Below are 16,628 nucleotides of genomic sequence, written 5' to 3' on the forward strand. Positions count from 1 at the left end.
GATGATCAAGGCCGATCTCGGCCAGGTCGATCAGGTGGTCTACAGCCTGGCTGCGCCGCGCCGCAAGCATCCCAAGACCGGCGAGATCATCAGCTCCACGCTGAAGCCGATCGGTGAGCCGATCACCCTGCGTGGTCTGGATACCGACAAGGAAGTGCTGACCGAGACCCACCTGCAGCCGGCCACCCCGGAAGAAATCGCCGGTACCGTCGCGGTGATGGGCGGTGAGGACTGGCAGATGTGGATCGACGCGCTGGCTGATGCCGGCGTGTTGGCCAATGGCTGCACCACCACGGCCTTCACCTACGTGGGCGAAGAGATCACCCAGGCGATCTACTGGAATGGTTCCATCGGTGCTGCCAAGAAGGATCTGGACGACAAGGTGCTGGGCCTGCGCGAGAAGCTGGCCAAGATCGGCGGCGATGCGCGCGTGTCGGTGCTGAAGGCGGTGGTGACCCAGGCCAGCTCGGCCATTCCGACCATGCCGCTGTACCTGTCGCTGCTGTTCAAGGTAATGAAGGCAAAGGGCACCCACGAAGGCTGCATCGAGCAGCTCGACGTGCTGTACGACATCCTGTACGGCGCCAAGGCCGATGGCGTGGCGGTCGATCGCCTGCGTCACGATCTGGTCGATGGCGATGGCCACACCGTCGCGTTGATCGATGAAGAAGGTCGCCTGCGTGCCGACTACAAGGAAATGGCGGCCGACGTGCAGGGTGAGGTGCTGGCGCTGTGGCCGCAGGTGACCAACGAGAACCTGTACGAGATCAGCGATCTGGCCGGCTACAAGGCCGATTTCCTGCGTCTGTTCGGTTTCGGTGTCGAAGGCGTCGACTACGAAGCCGACGTCAATCCGGACGTGAAGATCGCCAATCTGGTCGATCTGACCTGATGGAAAAAGGCCGGCGCAAGCCGGCCTTCTTCTATTGGTAGCGCCGGGCCATGCCCGGCGAGCGTAGCGGTTTGCCAGCCATCCGCCGGGCATGGCCCGGCGCTACCGGCGAGGCATCAGCCGAACTCGAAGTTCATCGTCGGCGCTGCAGGGCCGACGAAATCGCCCTGCACGTAGTCCACGCCGGCACTGAACAGCAGTGTCATCGAGTTGGCGTCGCTGACGAACTCGGCCATGGTGCGGATGCCGGCTTCCTGCGCACGTGCGGTGATCTGGCTGACCCGGTCGATGTTCTCGCGGGTGGCGGCCAGGTCGCTGGTGAAGCCGCGATCAAGCTTGAGGAACTGCGGCTGGAAGTGAGCCAGCAGCTGGAACGAATCCAGGCCCGAGCCGAACTGCTCCAGACCGATCCGGCAGCCGAGCGGTGCCACTTCCGCGAGGAACTGCTGGGCGCTGCGCAGGTGGGTGAACACCTTCGACTCCGGCGCATGCAGCCACAGGCGTTCGCCCGGTACGCCGTGTGCCTGCAACTGCTGGCGCAGCGTGGCGATCATCTTCGGGTCATCGAACGATTCCGGCGTGACCTTCACCAGCATCTGCGTGGGATGACCCTCGCGCGCACGCGCGCCCAGTACCGCGATCGCCTGCGAGACGACCCAGCGGTTGATGTCCGCCAGCAGGCCGTGTTCTTCGGCGATGCCGAGGAACGCGGTCGGGCTCAGCAGCTCTCCGTTGTGTTCCAGCCGCAGGTAGGCTTCATACAGCTCCAGCGACTCGCCCTGCAGGTTCAGCACCGGCTGGTAATGCAGTTGGAAGCCATCGCCTGCCAGTGCTTCGCGGATACGTGCGACCCAGCGCTGCACGCGCTCTTCTTCCACGCGATCGACGGCGGCCGGGTCGAAGATGCGGCAGGTATTGCCGAGCGCGGCAGCGGCCTGTGTACATTCACTGGCGCGCGCCAGCACCTGGCCGATGCTGGCGATCTTCTCGCCCACCTGCACCCCGCCAATGCTGACGGTCACGGTGGCCGAGCGCGCACCGATGCTGAAGACGTGCGCGGCGTAGGCTTCGCGGATTCGCTCGGCCAGTGCCACGGTCTGTGCATAGGGACCGGACTGCAGCACGGCGAAACTGTGTTCGCCGAAGCGGGCCAGCTGCGCATCCTCGCCAACGACCTCGGCCAGCAAGGCGGCGAGGGCGCCGATGAGGGCGTCGGCCGAGGCCAGTCCAATATCGGGGATCAGGCGCGCGTAATGATCCGGTTCGACCATCAGCAGGCCGAACTGACCCTCGCTGCGCCCCGCCTGTGCAACCGCGTCCTCGACCTGCAGCATGAAGGTCGGGCGGTTGAGCAGGCCGGTGACCTGGTCGCGCTGGCGCAGGTCTTCGACCTCGCGTGCCAGCTCCGGGTCAAATTCCATGCGCCGGCGGAATACCACCTGCAGGCAGGATTCGCCCTCGTAGGTGGCTGCGGTGAATTCCATCGTCGCCGGGAAGGCGTTGCCGTCCTGGTGGCGGGCGTCGAGCTGGTACTGCGGCGGCGGCGCTTCGCCACGGCTGAGTGACTTCAGCAACTGCTTGAAATCATCCACGTGCTGGGCGGCGACCATGTCCAGCAGCGAGATGCCTTCGACCTCCTCGAAATCCTCGTAACCGAACATCTCCAGGTAGGCATCATTGGCACGGATGTGCATGCCTTCGTGGACATAGGCAATCGGTTCACGCGACGAGGCGATCAGCGCGTCGCAGCGACGCTCGGTCTCGCGCATCTGTGCTTCGATCCGGCGCAGTCCACGGCGTGCCTGCAGGTCGACCCACTGGTCGCGGACCACTGCCAGCAGGTGTTCGGAGCGCTGGCGCAGGGCGAGGGCGCGAACGCCGTTGCTGCTGGCCTGTACCAGTTCGTCCTCGTCGATGCGCTCGGCCAGCAGCACCAGCGGGATGTCCTTGCCGCTGGCGGCGATGTGCTGGGCCACCAGTGGCAGCGGGATGCTCTGCGAGGGCGCCGCCAGCACCAGGTCGATCGCCTGGCTGGCCAGTACCTGCGACAGCTCGGCCGAGTCCTGCGGACGCCATGGGCGCACGGCGATGCCGCTGTTGCGCAGGGTGCTGACGATGGCTTCGGCGTTCTCGCCGCTGTCATCGACGATCAGCAGGCGGATGGTGATGTCGTTCGCGTTCTGCATGCACTGCTCCCCAATCTGCAAATCTAGATACACGATGCGTGGCGGCGCGTCCATGCGCGCAACGCTTGCGTGCCTGGAACGGCGATGCGGTTCACACCACGCAGCCGGCCGCGTGCCCGCTGGCCCAGGCCCACTGGAAGTTGTAGCCGCCCAGCCAGCCGGTCACGTCCAGCACCTCGCCGACGAAATGCAGGCCAGGCACGCGCTTGGATTCCAGCGTCGACGACGAGACCTCGTTGGTATCGACGCCGCCAAGGGTGACTTCGGCGGTGCGGTAGCCCTCGGTGCCGCTGGCCACCAGCGGGAATGCTGAAAGCACCTGTGCCGCCTTGCGCAGGTCCGGCTCGTCCAGCTGACGTACCGGGCGGTCAGGCAGCCAGTGCTCGCACATGCGCTGCGCCAGTCGCTTGGGCAGCACATCGCCCAGCACCGTACGCAGTTCCGCAGCGGGGCGTTCGCGCTTCATCTGGCGCAGCCATTCGGCGGCATCCTGACCGGGCAGCAGATCCAGCGACAGCGTGTCACTGGGTTGCCAGAACGAGGAAATCTGCAGGATGGCCGGGCCACTGACGCCACGATGGGTCAGCAGCATGAAGTTGCGGAAGCTGGCGCCATTGCAGCTGGCCTCGACCGGCAGGGCGACGCCGCTGAGCTCGGCCAGGCGTTCCTGGTGGGTGCCGCTGAGCGTCAACGGCACCAGGCCGGCGCGGGTCGGCAGCAGCTGGTGGCCGAACTGGCGCGCGATCTCATAGCCGAACCCGGTTGCACCCAGGCTGGGAATGGACAGGCCGCCGGTGGCGACCACCAGCGAGGCGCAATGGAACAGGCCGTGCGTGGTGTGCACGCGGAAGCCGTCAGTGCCGTGCTCGATGCGCTCCACGCTGCACTGCGTGCGGATCTGCACGCCGGCCTGCTGGCACTCGTCCACCAGCATCTTCACGATCTGCTTGGACGAGACATCGCAGAACAGCTGGCCCAGCTCTTTTTCGTGATACGCGATGCCGTGGCGCTCGACCATCTCGATGAAGTGGTAGGGCGAGTAGCGCGCCAGCGCCGACTTGCAGAAATGCGGATTGGCCGACAGGAAGTTGGCCGGGGTGGTGCCGGTGTTGGTGAAGTTGCAGCGACCACCGCCGGACATCAGGATCTTCTTGCCGATCTTGTTGGCGTGGTCGATCACCTGCACATGCCGGCCTCGCTGGCCCGCCGTGATCGCGGTCATCAGCCCGGCTGCGCCGGCACCGATCACCAGCACGTCGCAGCGGATCGTGCTCATGCCTTGGCGCGCTTGCGCCAGTTGGGGATCACGTCCAGCTGCATCTGATCGTTGAGCAGCTGCACTTCGGCGTCCTGGATCAGCACGCTCCAGCGCATCGCACGCTGGATCTGCTGGCCCCACAGGTCGACGAATCCACCGTCCAGGTCAACCACCGACAGGTTGTCGAACCGGGCCAGGCCCTTGCCCTGCTTCTGCCACCAGATGTCCGACGCATTGCCACCGTAGTTGACCACCTGCACCTGTCGGCTGCGGTTGCTGGCCTTGCGGATGCGTGACTCATCCGGATGGCCGAGGTCGATCCACTGCAGGATGTCGCCGGTGTAATCGTGTTCCCACAGGTCCGGCTCATCGTCGGTGCTCAGGCCGCGGCCGAACTCCAGGCGGTCGCCAGCGTTCAGCGCGAAGGCGAGCAGGCGCACCATCAGGCGTTCGTCGGTTTCAGACGGATGCTGGGCCAGGGTCAGGTTGTGGGTCGCGTAGTAGCCGCGATCCATGTCGCTGATCTGCAGTTCGGCCTTGCGGATGGTGGCGGTGAGGGCCATGAAGATCCAGAGGGGTAAAGACCGTCAATGATAGAGGTTTGCCCCGGGGGTGTCCGGTATGGGGGTGTCGGCAGGGTGTGATCGGTGGCACGCTGGCCGTCCTGATTCTTCCGGCTTGCCCTGTCGTATGTCCCGTTCACGTCCGTGCCGCCTGCAGATCTTCGGCATCGCGACCACGTCATGACCACGCCCAGCCGACTGCAGCTACCGCCCGGTAACTGGGCTTCCCTGCTGGAGGGACTGTGCGCGCGCTTCCCGCGCATCGACCGGTTGCAATGGGAGAGTCGCTTCGCGCGCGGACGGGTACAGGACGCGCAGGGCAGGGCGCTGGCGGCGGACATGCCGTGGCAGGTGGGGCTGGAGATCCGCTACTTCCGTGAAGTGGCTGACGAGCCGGTGATTCCCTTCGTGGAGACCATCCTGCATCACGATGCGCACCTGCTGGTGGCTGACAAGCCGCACTTCCTGCCGACCGCGCCTACCGGTGCCTTTGTGCGCGAAACCCTGTTGGCGCGCCTGATCAAGCGCACCGGCAACACCGAGCTGGTGCCGTTGCATCGGCTGGACCGGTTGACGGCTGGGCTTGTGCTGTTCTCCACCCGGCCGGAAACGCGCGACGCCTACCAGCGCCTGTTCCGTGAGCGCCGCATCGAGAAGACTTACGAGGCGCTGGCACCGGCCTTGCCCGATCTGCGGTTTCCGCTGGAGCGGAACAGCCGGCTGCAGCCAGGGGAGCCTTTCTTCCGCATGGCCGAAGTTCCCGGCGAGCCGAATGCCCGGACCCGTATCGAGCTCATCGAAGCGCATGGCCCGGTCTGGCGCTACCGGCTTGCGCCGGAATCCGGACGCAAGCATCAGCTGCGGGTCCATATGGCGGCGCTCGGTGCGCCGATCCTGGGCGACGGGTTCTACCCGCAGCTGCAGGACCGGCCGCAGGGTGAGGGCGAGCCGCCGTTGCAGCTGCTGGCGCAGGCGCTGGCCTTCGATGATCCGCTGACGGGCCAGCGGCACAGCTTCCGCAGTGCGCGCACCTTGAGCGTTCCCGGCTGACGCGCGGCCGGATTCACCTGTTCGGGCGGCGCGCCAGCCAGCGGTCCAGCTCGGCAGCGAACAACTGGCGGTCGCGCGCGCCGAGCGGCGGTGGTCCACCAGTCTGCACGCCCGAGCCACGCAGCTCTTCCATGAAATTACGCATCGACAGCCGCTCGGCCATGTTGTTGGGGGTGTACAGCTGGCCCCGTGGGTTCAGGGCTACCCCCTTCTTCTCCAGCACCAGGGCGGCCAGCGGAATGTCCTGGGTGACCACCAGGTCGCCGGGGGCCACCCGCTCGACAATGGCGCTGTCGGCCACGTCCAGCCCCTGCGGCACCTGGATCGAGCGCAGCCAGCGCGAGGGTGGGGTGCGGATCCACTGGTTGGCGACCAGGGTCAGTTCCACACCGACCCGTTCAGCTGCGCGGAACAGGATGTCGCGAATGACGACGGGGCAGGCGTCTGCGTCCACCCAGATGCGGGGGAGCAGGGGTTCAGCTCGGGTTTCAGCTTCAGTCATTTACCCAGTGTAGGGTAGGAAAAACCTGAATGGGGGCCCGGGTTTAGCCTCGATCTGGTGCAACCCCTTGCCCTGTCTAGGGGCCGGCCGTTTGTCGCTGAATATCAAGGCTATCGCTTTTTGCTCAAAACACGCGTATCGTCTGGCCCACTGTGTTTGCTAGGGTCACCGTGAATCGTGGCCTGGTGCAGTTGATCTCACGATCCGCTCATCGATCCGCTTTACCAACGCCTGCAACTCAGTCTCGGCCCCGATACCCGGTGGCTGCGATTTTTTTCAACATGTGTTTCAGGAGTTAGTAAATATGTCTGATCGTCAGACCGGCACTGTCAAGTGGTTCAACGACGCCAAGGGCTTCGGCTTCATCACCCCGGAAAGCGGCCCGGACCTGTTCGTGCATTTCCGCGCGATCCAGGGCACCGGCTTCAAGACCCTGCAGGAAGGCCAGAAGGTTACCTTCGTCGCCGTCCAGGGTCAGAAGGGTATGCAGGCTGACCAGGTGCAGGCGGTCTAATCCGTCTGCTACCGTTTGGTAGCCAGAACGCCGGGAGCGAAAGCTCCCGGCGTTTTTCGTTATGGGCTTCTTGCAGCGTCGAGCCAGGCCCGGCTCTACAAAGGGCATGCACCCGGCACGGTACGATGCAGGCCTCCCCAAGGATCGTCCCCATGCGCATCGTCCATCATCTGGAAAACTCCCGTTCGCTGCGCGTGCTGTGGATGCTGGAGGAGCTGGGGTTGGACTACGAGCTGCGCCGCTACCCGCGCGACCCGAAGACGATGCTGGCGCCGCCGGAACTGCGTCAGGTGCACCCGCTGGGCAAGGCCCCGGTGCTGCAGGACGGTGAACTCATCCTCGTCGAATCCGGCGCCATCCTCGATTACCTGGCTGACCGCTACGACGTGCATCGCCAGCTGTCGCCGTCGCCGGTACCGGCCGATGGCAAAGAGCGCATCGATTACCGGTACTGGCTGCACTATGCCGAAGGCTCGGCGATGCCGCCGATGCTGCTGACCTTGGTGATGAGCCGCATCCGCAGCGCGCCGATGCCGTTCTTCGCGCGGCCGATCGCCCGCAGCATCGCCGACAAGGCCGAGCGCGGTTTCGTCGGCCCGCAACGACGCCTGCATCTGGACTGGATGGAACGGCGTCTGGCCGAAAGCCCGTGGTTTGCCGGCGAGCGCTTCACCGCCGCGGACATCCAGATGAGCTTCCCGATCCAGGCAGCAGCCGCACGCGGCGGCGGGCTGGACGACAAGCCGGCATTGCGTGGCTTCCTCAAGCGCATCGGCGAGCGTCCGGCCTACCAGCGTGCCGAGGCGCACGGTGGGGCATTGCAGGCCCTGCGCGGCGATTGAGGACGGCCGTCGTCGCCCCCATGCTGTGCTCATGGATACCACAGCTCCCAAGTTCGACAACCGCCTGCTGAACCTGTTGCCGGGCGATCCCGAGTCCGGCCCGCGCCGGCGCGAAGTGCTGGGTGCGGCCTGGTCGCCGGTGATGCCGACGCCTGTTGCAGCGCCGGTGCTGCTGGCGTGGTCGCCGGAGGTGGCCGGGATGCTCGGATTCGATCCTGTGCAGGTCGCTGACGAAGGCTTCGCCCAGGTGTTCGGCGGCAACGCGCTGTATGCAGGCATGCAGCCATGGGCGGCCAACTATGGAGGCCATCAGTTCGGGCATTGGGCCGGGCAGTTGGGTGATGGTCGCGCCATCTCGCTGGGCGAGTTGATCGGCGCCGATGGCAGGCACTGGGAACTGCAGTTGAAGGGCGCCGGGCCAACGCCGTACTCGCGCGGCGCCGACGGCCGTGCGGTGCTGCGCTCGTCGATCCGCGAATTCCTGTGCAGCGAGGCGATGCATCACCTCGGCGTACCGACTACCCGCGCCCTGTCGCTGGTCGGCACCGGCGAGGACGTAGTGCGCGACATGTTCTATGACGGTCATCCGCGCGCGGAGCCCGGCGCGATCGTCTGCCGGGTAGCGCCCTCGTTCCTGCGTTTTGGTTCATTTGAACTGCCCGCTTCACGTGGCGAGACCGCACTGTTGAAGCAGATGGTCGACGCCTGCATCGCCCGCGATTTCCCGGAACTGAAGGGGCAGGGTGAAGTGCTCTATGGCGATTGGTTCGCGCAGATCGCCGTGCGCACCGCAGAGATGATCGCGCACTGGATGCGCGTCGGCTTCGTGCATGGGGTGATGAACACCGACAACCTTTCGGTGCTCGGCGTGACCCTCGACTATGGCCCGTATGGTTGGGTCGAGGACTTCGATCCGGACTGGACGCCGAACACCACCGATGCGCAGGGGCGTCGCTATCGTTTCGGCACCCAGCCGCAGGTGGCGTACTGGAACCTCAGCCGTCTGGCACAGGCGCTGTCGCCGTTGTTCGCCGACGTGCAGCCGCTGCAGGCAGGGCTGGCCGCCTACCAGGCGACCTTTGTCGCCTGCACCCGTCGCGATGTGGCGGCCAAGCTGGGTCTGGCGGCGGCCGACGATGCCGACCTGCAGCTCTACCAGCGTTGGCAGCAGCTGATGCAGGATGGCGGCATGGACATGACCCTGGCATGGCGTGCGCTGATGCGCATCGATGCCAATGCACCCGATGCGGGGGTACTGGCCGAAGTCTTCTATGACCCCGAGCAGCAGCACGCGGTGCAGGAACTTCTGCAGCAGTGGTTGCAGGATTACGCGGCCCGGCTGCGTGCCGATCCGCTGCCGGCACCCGAGCGCGTCGCGAAGATGGGCGCAGCCAATCCGCTGTATGTGCTGCGCAACTGGCTGGCACAGGAAGCGATCGATCGCGCCGAACAGGGAGACCTGGGCGGTGTGCACGCCCTGCAGGACGTGTTGCGTGATCCGTACACTGAACGCCCGGGGCTGGAGCACTACGCCGGCAAGCGCCCGGCGTGGGCAGACAATCGCGCAGGCTGCTCGATGCTGTCCTGCAGTTCCTGAGGGTGGGTTTTGGCAGGGCTGCGCCCTGCACCCGCAGCAGCAGCAGCAACAGCAACAGCAACAGCAACAGCAACAGCCGAAGCAACAGCAACGGCGTGCATTCCGTGGAATGGCGGGGCACTGCGGGTTTGCGGGGACGCCGTGAATCCGTCCATGGAGGCTTGGTCGCCGCATCCATGCGGCTCACACCCCGCAATCCCACAGTGCCCCGCCTTCGACAGTTGGCCGGTGGCCAGTAGATCCACGCCATGCGTGGATGCTTTTCGTTCAATTCGCGAGATATTCGATTTCGATGGAGATTCATCCACGCACGGCGTGGATCTCTGACAGATCGCAGGAAACTGTCGAAGGCGGGGTGGGTCCGGTTGCGGGGGTGTCCGCGGCATGGATGCCGCGGCCAAGCCCCCATGGGTGAGGGCGCTTTGCTTGCGAAGCACTGCTTCGCAAGCGCCCGAACGCACAGCCGCTAGCGGCTGGGCCGGCCTGGGGGTTCACGGCGTCCCCCGCAACCGGACCCACCCCGCCAAACTACGGAACCCCGCTGTTGCTGTTGCTTGGCTTGGCTTGGCTTGAAAGCCTCTGCAGGTGCCGGGCGCAGCCCGGCCGCGCACCCCTCAACAGGCAGCCGGCGCCCGGAACAGGTACCCTATGCCGCCATCAGACAACCGAATCGCCATGACCGACGCCATCGTCGCTCCGCAGTGGGCCTCGCGCCTGCGCGACATCGCCGACTTCCCCAAGCCGGGCATCCTGTTCAAGGACATCATGCCGCTGCTCGCCCACAGCGAGGACTTCCGTGGCGCGATCGCAGCGATGGCCGATCGCTGGCGCGGGCAGAAGCTGGACGCGGTGGTCGGCATCGAATCGCGTGGCTTCATTCTGGGCGCGGCCATGGCGCTGGAACTGGGCGTCGGCTTCGTGCCGGTGCGCAAGCCGGGCAAGCTGCCTGGCAAGGTGCTGCGCGAGGAATACACCCTGGAATACCGCAGCGACTGCATTGAAGTGCATGCCGACGCGCTGCCGGCCGGTGCGCGCGTGGCGATCATCGACGACGTGCTGGCAACCGGTGGCACGCTGGTTGCTGCGTTGTCGCTGGTGCGCCGCCTGGGCGTGGAAGTAGTCGGCGCCGGCGTGCTGGTCGAGCTGGACGGCCTGGGTGGCCGTGGCCGCTGGGAAGCGGATCTGCCGCTGCACACCGAACTGGTGTTCTGATTTCGCAGGTGCCAACCAAGGTTGGCGCCTACCCGGGCGAATCGCGGCGAACCGGTAGTTGCCAACCTTGGTTGGCACCGCGTGGATGGGCCAACCAAGGTTGGCCACTACCAGGTCACGTCGCTGCCAACCGTGATTGGCAGCACTCCTTCAATCACATCATCCGCACGCGGAATCGTCGGCCCTTGATCTTGCCGGCTTCCAGCTTCGCGACGGCCTTGTTCACCTGCTCGCGGGCGATCGCCACATAGGAGCGGGTCGGGAAGATCGCGATTTTGCCGATGAACTTGGCCGATAGGCCGGCGTCGCCGGTGAGTGCGCCGAGGATGTCGCCCGCGCGCAGCTTGTCGGTCTTGCCGCCATCGATACGCAGGGTGCGCATCGCCGCCTGCGGCAGTTCGGCCGGGCGCGACGTCGCCAGCGGCGTCTTCTGCCAGTCCAGCGGCTCGCCGCGTTGCGCTTCGATGGCGTCGGCGCGGTTCTTTTCGCGGCCTGCCACCAGGCTGATCGCCAAGCCACTGGCGCCGGCACGACCAGTACGGCCGACACGGTGCTGGTAGCTCTCGACGTCGGTCGGCAGCTCGTAGTTGATCACCGCGGCCAGCTCTTCCACATCCAGCCCGCGTGCGGCGACGTCGCTGGCGACCAGCACGTTGCAGCTGCGGTTGGCCAGGCGCAGCAGCACTTCCTCACGGTCGCGCTGCTCCATGTCGCCATGCAGGGCGAGCGCGGAGAAGCCGAACTGCTGCAGCGAGTTGGCCACTTCGTCCACGTCCTTGCGGGTGTTGCAGAACACCACGGCCGATTCGGGCGTGTACTTCAGCAGCAGGCCGGCCAGTGCTTTCTGCCGGTGTGCCGGTTCGACTTCGCAGAACAGGTGTCGGATGGCCGGCGCCTGATCGGCGCCTTCCACGGTCACCTCCACGGCATCGCGCAGCAGGTCGCGGGCCATGGCGCGGATGCTGTCGGGGAAAGTGGCCGAGAACAGCAGGCTCTGGCGATCGCGATGGGTACGACCGGCGATCTCACGGATCGGCTCTTCGAAACCCATGTCGAGCATGCGGTCGGCTTCGTCCAGCACCAGCGTGCGCACGGCGCCCAGATTCAGTGCGCGCTTGCGCGCCAGTTCCTGCACGCGGCCGGGCGTGCCGACCACCACGTGCGGATCGTGGCTTTCCAGCGACGCCAGCTGCGGGCCCAGCGGCGTGCCGCCGGTCAGCAGCAGCAGCTTCAGGTTGGGGATGCCGGTGGCCAGCTTGCGGATCTGCTTTGCCACCTGGTCCGCCAGCTCGCGGGTGGGGCACAGCACCAGCCCCTGCACGCGGATCAGGCTGGGGTCGATGGACTGCAGCAGGCCCAGGCCGAAGGCAGCGGTCTTGCCGCTGCCGGTCGGGGCTTGAGCGATGACATCGCGGCCATCAAGGATGGCGGGCAGGCTCTGCGCCTGGATCGGCGTGAGGGTGGTGTAGCCGAGGGCATCCAGGCCGGGCTGCAGGGCCGGGCTCAGCGGCAGGGTCGAAAAGTCAGTCATGGCGCATTGTACCTGTGCGCGCGCCCGGTCCCGCCTCGCAGCCTTCATCCATGCACGGCGTGGATCCCCCAGGGGAGGCGGCGCCTTTGGAATTCAGTAGATCCACGCCATGCGTGGATGCTCTGGCTGTCCCCTCAACCCAGTCCGAGGGCCACCAGCCGATCAGCCATCGCCTGCAACTGCTCCGGGGTGGCCGGCTTTCCCGCCGCCCTGGGCTCCAGCAGCAGCTGGTGGAACCACGGGTTGGCGTGCTGTGTATCGAAGTCGAACGAACAGGTCGCCTGCTCGCCCATCACCGCCTGCACGACCCCGATCAGCGTGTCTTCGGCTTCATCGACATTGCCCGGCCCACAGCGATCATCCAGCAGGCGCAACGGGATCGGCAGCAGGGTGGGAGATGCGGGCATGCCTCAAGTCTAACGATCCACGTTGGACAGGAGCAGGAGGAGACTCAGGCCGCGTCAACCTGGAACTGGATCAGGCCGCAGTGCAGGCACTCGAACGTGTAGAAGCCGATATCTCCACCGGGCGCGTAGTCGCTGACCAGCTCCGACCAGAGTATTGCGTCGGCGCTATTGGCCGCGCACCATGCCGCGATGGTCGTTGCCGAGGCCTGACTCACCTGTTCCATGGTGGCGTCGCCCAGGAAGCGGCAGACATCGCTGCAATGTGCCAGCCATTTTTCCCCTTGAAAACTGACATAGCCTGGCGTGCGCAGGGACAGCTCTTCCAAAGCGGTTTCGGGCACGCCTTGGTCGACGTCCAGACTGCAGGCAAATGCCACATCCAGCGCCGACGCTGCACGGCCATCGGCAATGCACCAAGGGCAGATCTGCTCTGAATAATCTTCGCGCCCTGCGTGGATGGCATCGCGCAGGTACAAGTATCCACGCGCTTGCTGGCACACCCTGCAGGCAGCCGTGGACGGCCCCACGTTGCCCGTCGCAACCGGGTCCGGGTGGTAGCGGAAGTTTGGAAAGTCATCGATGCTCATGGCGTCCATCCAGTGCGGCGCAGGGTACGGTCTTGTACGACCTGCGGATGGTGTCGGCAAGCGGGGAGGGTCGCTCAGCCCAGCAACGCCAGCACACCCTGATGGATCGCCAGACCGCCGAACAGCAGCCAACCGAACAGGATCAGCGCCAGCAGCAGCGGCTTCAGGCCGGCCTGGCGCAGGGCCGAGACGTGGGTGGTCAGGCCCAGTGCGGCCATCGCCATCGCCAGCAGCACCGTATCCAGCTGCACCAGTCCTGCCTGCAGCCCGGCCGGCAGCAGGTGCAGCGAATTGAAGCCGGCAACCGCCACGAAACCGAACGCGAACCACGGCACCACGATCCGGGCCTTGCCACCGTCCGCCGCCGCCTTGCCGCCACGCGCCAGCCACAGCGACAGCGCGATAAGGAACGGTGCAAGCAGCATTACCCGCACCATCTTGCTGATGACAGCGGTATCGGCGGCCGGCTCGCTCACCGCGCGTCCGGCGGCGACCACCTGCGCGACCTCGTGCACGGTCGCGCCGGTGAACAGGCCGTACTGCCGTGCGTCCATCGCCAGCCAGCCATGTGACTGCACCAGCGCGTACAGCGCGGGATACAGGAACATCGCCAACGTGCCGAACACCACCACCGTCGATACCGCCACCGTCACCTGCGCAGCACGCCCGCGCACCACCGGTTCGGCGGCCATGACGGCGGCCGCACCGCAGATTGCGCTGCCGGCACCGATCAGCATGGCGGCCTCGCGCTCCATCTTGAACACGCGCACGCCCAACCAGCAGGCCAGGCCAAAGGTGCTCGCCACCACCAGCACGTCCATCAGCACGCCGGCCACGCCGACGTGGCCGATGTCCTGGAAGGTCAGCCGCAGGCCGTACAGCACGATGCCGGCGCGCAGCAGCCAATGCTTGGAGAAGCCGACGCCCGCCGCGCTGGCAGGGGCCAGTCGTGGATAGAACGTGTTGCCGACCACGATGCCAGCGACGATCGCCACGGTCAGCGCGCTCAGGCCGTGCGCCTGCAGCCAAGGCAGCTCGGCCAGATACAGCGAAGCGGCCGCGACCAGGCCGACCAGCAGCAGGCCGGGCAGCCGAGGTTGCCAGCGCTGGCGCAGGGCGGGCAGGGACCAGGAGGAGAGGGCAGGGGCGTTCATGGCAGTGGAAGGGTCTGGAGAGGCCATGCCAGCCTGCGCTCACGCAACTGACCTGTAAAACGAATAATATTGGTGAAAATTACCTATTTAAGAGGTTGTTTGTGCGCCTGACCCTCCGCCAGCTGCAGGTCTTCGTCGCCATCGCCGATCACGGCAGCACCACTGCCGCGGGCCAGGCCATCGCCCTCTCGCAATCGGCCAGCAGCGCCGCGCTGCAGGAACTGGAGGCGCATTTCGGCACGCCGCTGTTCGACCGCATCGGCCGTCGTCTGGCGTTGAACGGCCACGGCCGGGCATTGCTGGAACCGGCGCGCGCGCTGCTGGTCAATGCCGCCGATCTGGAGCGGCAGTTGGCGGCGGGCGGTGACCCGGCCCAAGGCGCACCACTGCGGCTGGTACTGGCGGCCAGCACCACCATCGGCAACTACCTGCTGCCGCCGCGTATCGCCGAACTGCTGCGGCAAGCACCGCAGGCCGAGGTAGACCTGCGCATCGACAACAGCGCAGGCGTGGTCGCCGCGGTGCAGCGCCTGGACGTCGACGCCGGCCTGATCGAAGGCCCATGCCATGAACGCGGACTGCAGGTCACGGCCTGGCAGCAGGATCCGCTGGTGATCGTGGCAGCCGCGGACGCGCCCCCGCGTTGGTCGCTGGATGAACTGCGCGCCGCCCGTTGGCTGCTGCGCGAACCCGGATCCGGCACCCGCGAGGCCGTCGAACAGGCGTTGCTGCCGCACCTGCGCGGTTTTGCGCAGACCCTGCAGCTGGGCAATACCGAAGCCATCAAGCAAGCCGCCATCGCCGGCCTCGGCCTGGCCTGCCTGTCCCGCCACGCACTGGAAGAACCCCTGGCCCTGGGCCGCCTGCGCATTCTGGAAACCCCGCTGCCGGCGCTGCAGCGCACGCTGTGGCTGGTACGCCACCCCGGCAAGCGATGGTTGCCGGGTTTGCAGGCGTTGTTGGGGGACGTGGAGTAGCAGGGATTCATTGTCCCCAGACGCGAATTCCACGAAGGGGTCAGAGCCCGTTGCGCAGCAACGGGATCCGACCCCCACAGATCACGGGAGACCGTCAGAGGTGGGACGGTGTGGGACTGCAGGACCGTTGGCGCCATGGATGGCGCCATCGAGCCCCCAAGGACGGGTTTACGGCGTGTCCTGCAGTCCCACACCGTCCCGCCTCCCACCGTAAGCCCGCTTCAGGCTGTTGCTGTTGCTGTTGCTGTTGAGGTTGCCGGCCAGCGGCCGGCACTACCGCGGGTGCCGGGCGCCGCCCGGCCAAGCCCCGCAACCCGCTACAATGGTCGGATGCCTCTGATTACTCTGCAAAACGTCGACTTCAGCGTCGGCGGCCCGCTGTTGCTGGAAAAAGCCGAACTGTCGATCGAACCGGGCGAGCGTATTGCCCTGATCGGCCGCAACGGCGCCGGCAAATCGACCCTGCTCAAGCTGCTGTCCGGCGACCACAAGCCCGATGACGGCGAAGTGCGCGTGCAGCAGGGCGTGCGCGTGACCCGCCTGGAGCAGGAAGTGCCGCATGGCGCCGCCGGCAGCGTGTTCGACGTCGTCGCCGACGGCCTGGGCGAACTGGGCCAATGGCTCGCCGAATTCCATCACCTCAGCCACGCCGACGTGTTCGATGGCGAAGCGCTGGGCAACGTGCAGGCGAAGATCGATGCCGCCAACGGCTGGGGCCTGGACCAGCGCGTCAGCGAGACCCTGACCAAGCTCGACCTCGATGGCGAAGCGGAGTTCGCGCGCCTGTCCGGCGGCATGAAGCGCCGCGTACTGCTCGGCCGTGCGCTGGTCTCCAGCCCCGACCTGCTGCTGCTGGACGAGCCGACCAACCACCTGGACATCGAAGCCATCGACTGGCTCGAAATGTTCCTCAAGAACTGGAACGGCAGCGTGGTGTTCGTCACCCATGACCGCCGCTTCCTGCGCGCGCTGGCCACCCGCATCGTCGAGATCGATCGCGGCCAGGTCACCAGCTGGCCGGGCGACTGGGCCAACTACGAGCGCCGTCGCGAAGAACGCCTCAACGCACAGGCCCAGGAAAACGCACGGTTCGACAAGCTGCTGGCACAGGAAGAAGTGTGGATCCGCCAGGGCATCAAGGCACGTCGCACCCGTGACGAAGGCCGCGTGCGCCGCTTGAAGGCGATGCGCAACGAGCGTTCGGAGCGCCGCGACCTCAGTGGCAACGTCAAGATGGAAGCGGCCCAGGGCGTGAGCTCGGGCAAGAAGGTCATCGACATCAAGGACATCTCGTTCGCCTTCGGCGATCGCACGATGGTCCGTGATTTCTCCACCACCATTTTGCGCGGCGACCGC

General features: G+C 66.3%; 16 protein-coding genes. 8 read left to right on the forward strand and 8 right to left on the reverse strand.

Annotated elements, in window-relative coordinates; all coding sequences use genetic code 11:
- Nucleotides 1-892: enoyl-[acyl-carrier-protein] reductase FabV (fabV, locus tag DBR20_RS07695; protein WP_258223245.1), on the forward strand; the 892-nt coding region annotated here is incomplete at its 5' end.
- Nucleotides 893-1,008: 116 nt separating this feature from the next.
- On the opposite strand, the gene DBR20_RS07700 is transcribed toward fabV, so the two are convergent.
- The 3 genes from DBR20_RS07700 to DBR20_RS07710 all read right to left on the reverse strand — a co-directional run bounded on the left by DBR20_RS07700 (nt 1,009) and on the right by DBR20_RS07710 (nt 4,899).
- Complete coding sequence (locus tag DBR20_RS07700; RefSeq protein ID WP_108265792.1) at nt 1,009-3,078, reverse strand: EAL domain-containing protein; 2,070 nt, start codon at nt 3,076-3,078, stop codon at nt 1,009-1,011.
- Between the two features lie 91 nt (nt 3,079-3,169).
- Nucleotides 3,170-4,354 (reverse strand): NAD(P)/FAD-dependent oxidoreductase, encoded by a 1,185-nt coding sequence (locus DBR20_RS07705; RefSeq protein ID WP_108265772.1) that lies wholly within the window; start codon nt 4,352-4,354, stop codon nt 3,170-3,172.
- Nucleotides 4,351-4,899 carry a YaeQ family protein gene (locus DBR20_RS07710; RefSeq protein WP_025875114.1) on the reverse strand — a complete coding sequence of 183 codons (549 nt, stop codon included), beginning with the start codon at nt 4,897-4,899 and terminating at the stop codon, nt 4,351-4,353. Before DBR20_RS07710 ends, DBR20_RS07705 begins: the two co-directional genes overlap by 4 nt.
- A 180-nt stretch (nt 4,900-5,079) precedes the next feature.
- Here DBR20_RS07710 and DBR20_RS07715 point away from each other — a divergent pair, with 180 nt between their 5' ends.
- Nucleotides 5,080-5,949 carry a pseudouridine synthase gene (locus DBR20_RS07715; protein WP_108265773.1) on the forward strand — a complete coding sequence of 290 codons (870 nt, stop codon included), beginning with the start codon at nt 5,080-5,082 and terminating at the stop codon, nt 5,947-5,949.
- Nucleotides 5,950-5,962: 13 nt separating this feature from the next.
- Here DBR20_RS07715 and DBR20_RS07720 read toward each other — a convergent pair whose 3' ends face one another.
- A complete protein-coding gene (locus DBR20_RS07720) occupies nt 5,963-6,451 on the reverse strand; it encodes a YaiI/YqxD family protein (RefSeq protein WP_108265774.1) in 489 nt (162 codons plus the stop codon).
- Between the two features lie 304 nt (nt 6,452-6,755).
- Between DBR20_RS07720 and DBR20_RS07725 the strand changes: the two genes are divergently transcribed.
- The 4 genes from DBR20_RS07725 to DBR20_RS07745 all read left to right on the forward strand — a co-directional run bounded on the left by DBR20_RS07725 (nt 6,756) and on the right by DBR20_RS07745 (nt 10,616).
- Entirely contained in the window at nt 6,756-6,965 is a 210-nt protein-coding gene (locus tag DBR20_RS07725; RefSeq protein WP_025875108.1) for a cold-shock protein, read from the forward strand.
- A 152-nt stretch (nt 6,966-7,117) separates the two neighbouring features.
- Nucleotides 7,118-7,807 carry a glutathione S-transferase gene (locus DBR20_RS07730; protein ID WP_108265775.1) on the forward strand — a complete coding sequence of 230 codons (690 nt, stop codon included), beginning with the start codon at nt 7,118-7,120 and terminating at the stop codon, nt 7,805-7,807.
- Between the two features lie 31 nt (nt 7,808-7,838).
- Nucleotides 7,839-9,404, forward strand: a complete 1,566-nt coding sequence (locus DBR20_RS07735; RefSeq protein WP_108265776.1) for a YdiU family protein — start codon at nt 7,839-7,841, stop codon at nt 9,402-9,404.
- Nucleotides 9,405-10,079: 675 nt separating this feature from the next.
- Nucleotides 10,080-10,616, forward strand: a complete 537-nt coding sequence (locus tag DBR20_RS07745; RefSeq protein WP_108265793.1) for an adenine phosphoribosyltransferase — start codon at nt 10,080-10,082, stop codon at nt 10,614-10,616.
- A 154-nt stretch (nt 10,617-10,770) separates the two neighbouring features.
- On the opposite strand, the gene dbpA is transcribed toward DBR20_RS07745, so the two are convergent.
- The 4 genes from dbpA to DBR20_RS07765 form a co-directional block, all read right to left on the reverse strand.
- Nucleotides 10,771-12,147: an ATP-dependent RNA helicase DbpA gene (gene dbpA / locus DBR20_RS07750; protein WP_108265778.1), complete on the reverse strand. Its 1,377-nt coding sequence runs from the start codon at nt 12,145-12,147 to the stop codon at nt 10,771-10,773.
- A 134-nt stretch (nt 12,148-12,281) separates the two neighbouring features.
- Nucleotides 12,282-12,554: a hypothetical protein gene (locus DBR20_RS07755; protein ID WP_108265779.1), complete on the reverse strand. Its 273-nt coding sequence runs from the start codon at nt 12,552-12,554 to the stop codon at nt 12,282-12,284.
- Nucleotides 12,555-12,598: 44 nt separating this feature from the next.
- Nucleotides 12,599-13,141 carry a CbrC family protein gene (locus tag DBR20_RS07760; RefSeq protein ID WP_181393046.1) on the reverse strand — a complete coding sequence of 181 codons (543 nt, stop codon included), beginning with the start codon at nt 13,139-13,141 and terminating at the stop codon, nt 12,599-12,601.
- 74 nt (nt 13,142-13,215) lie between these two features.
- Nucleotides 13,216-14,295 (reverse strand): YeiH family protein, encoded by a 1,080-nt coding sequence (locus tag DBR20_RS07765; protein WP_108265781.1) that lies wholly within the window; start codon nt 14,293-14,295, stop codon nt 13,216-13,218.
- A gap of 101 nt (nt 14,296-14,396) precedes the next feature.
- Here DBR20_RS07765 and DBR20_RS07770 point away from each other — a divergent pair, with 101 nt between their 5' ends.
- Nucleotides 14,397-15,272, forward strand: a complete 876-nt coding sequence (locus DBR20_RS07770) for a LysR family transcriptional regulator (protein WP_108265794.1) — start codon at nt 14,397-14,399, stop codon at nt 15,270-15,272.
- 330 nt (nt 15,273-15,602) lie between these two features.
- Nucleotides 15,603-16,628 (forward strand): ATP-binding cassette domain-containing protein (locus DBR20_RS22795; protein WP_258223246.1); only part of this gene is annotated, 1,026 nt, incomplete at its 3' end.

The organism is Stenotrophomonas sp. HMWF023 (assembly GCF_003060985.1).
Taxonomy (GTDB): domain Bacteria; phylum Pseudomonadota; class Gammaproteobacteria; order Xanthomonadales; family Xanthomonadaceae; genus Stenotrophomonas; species Stenotrophomonas lactitubi.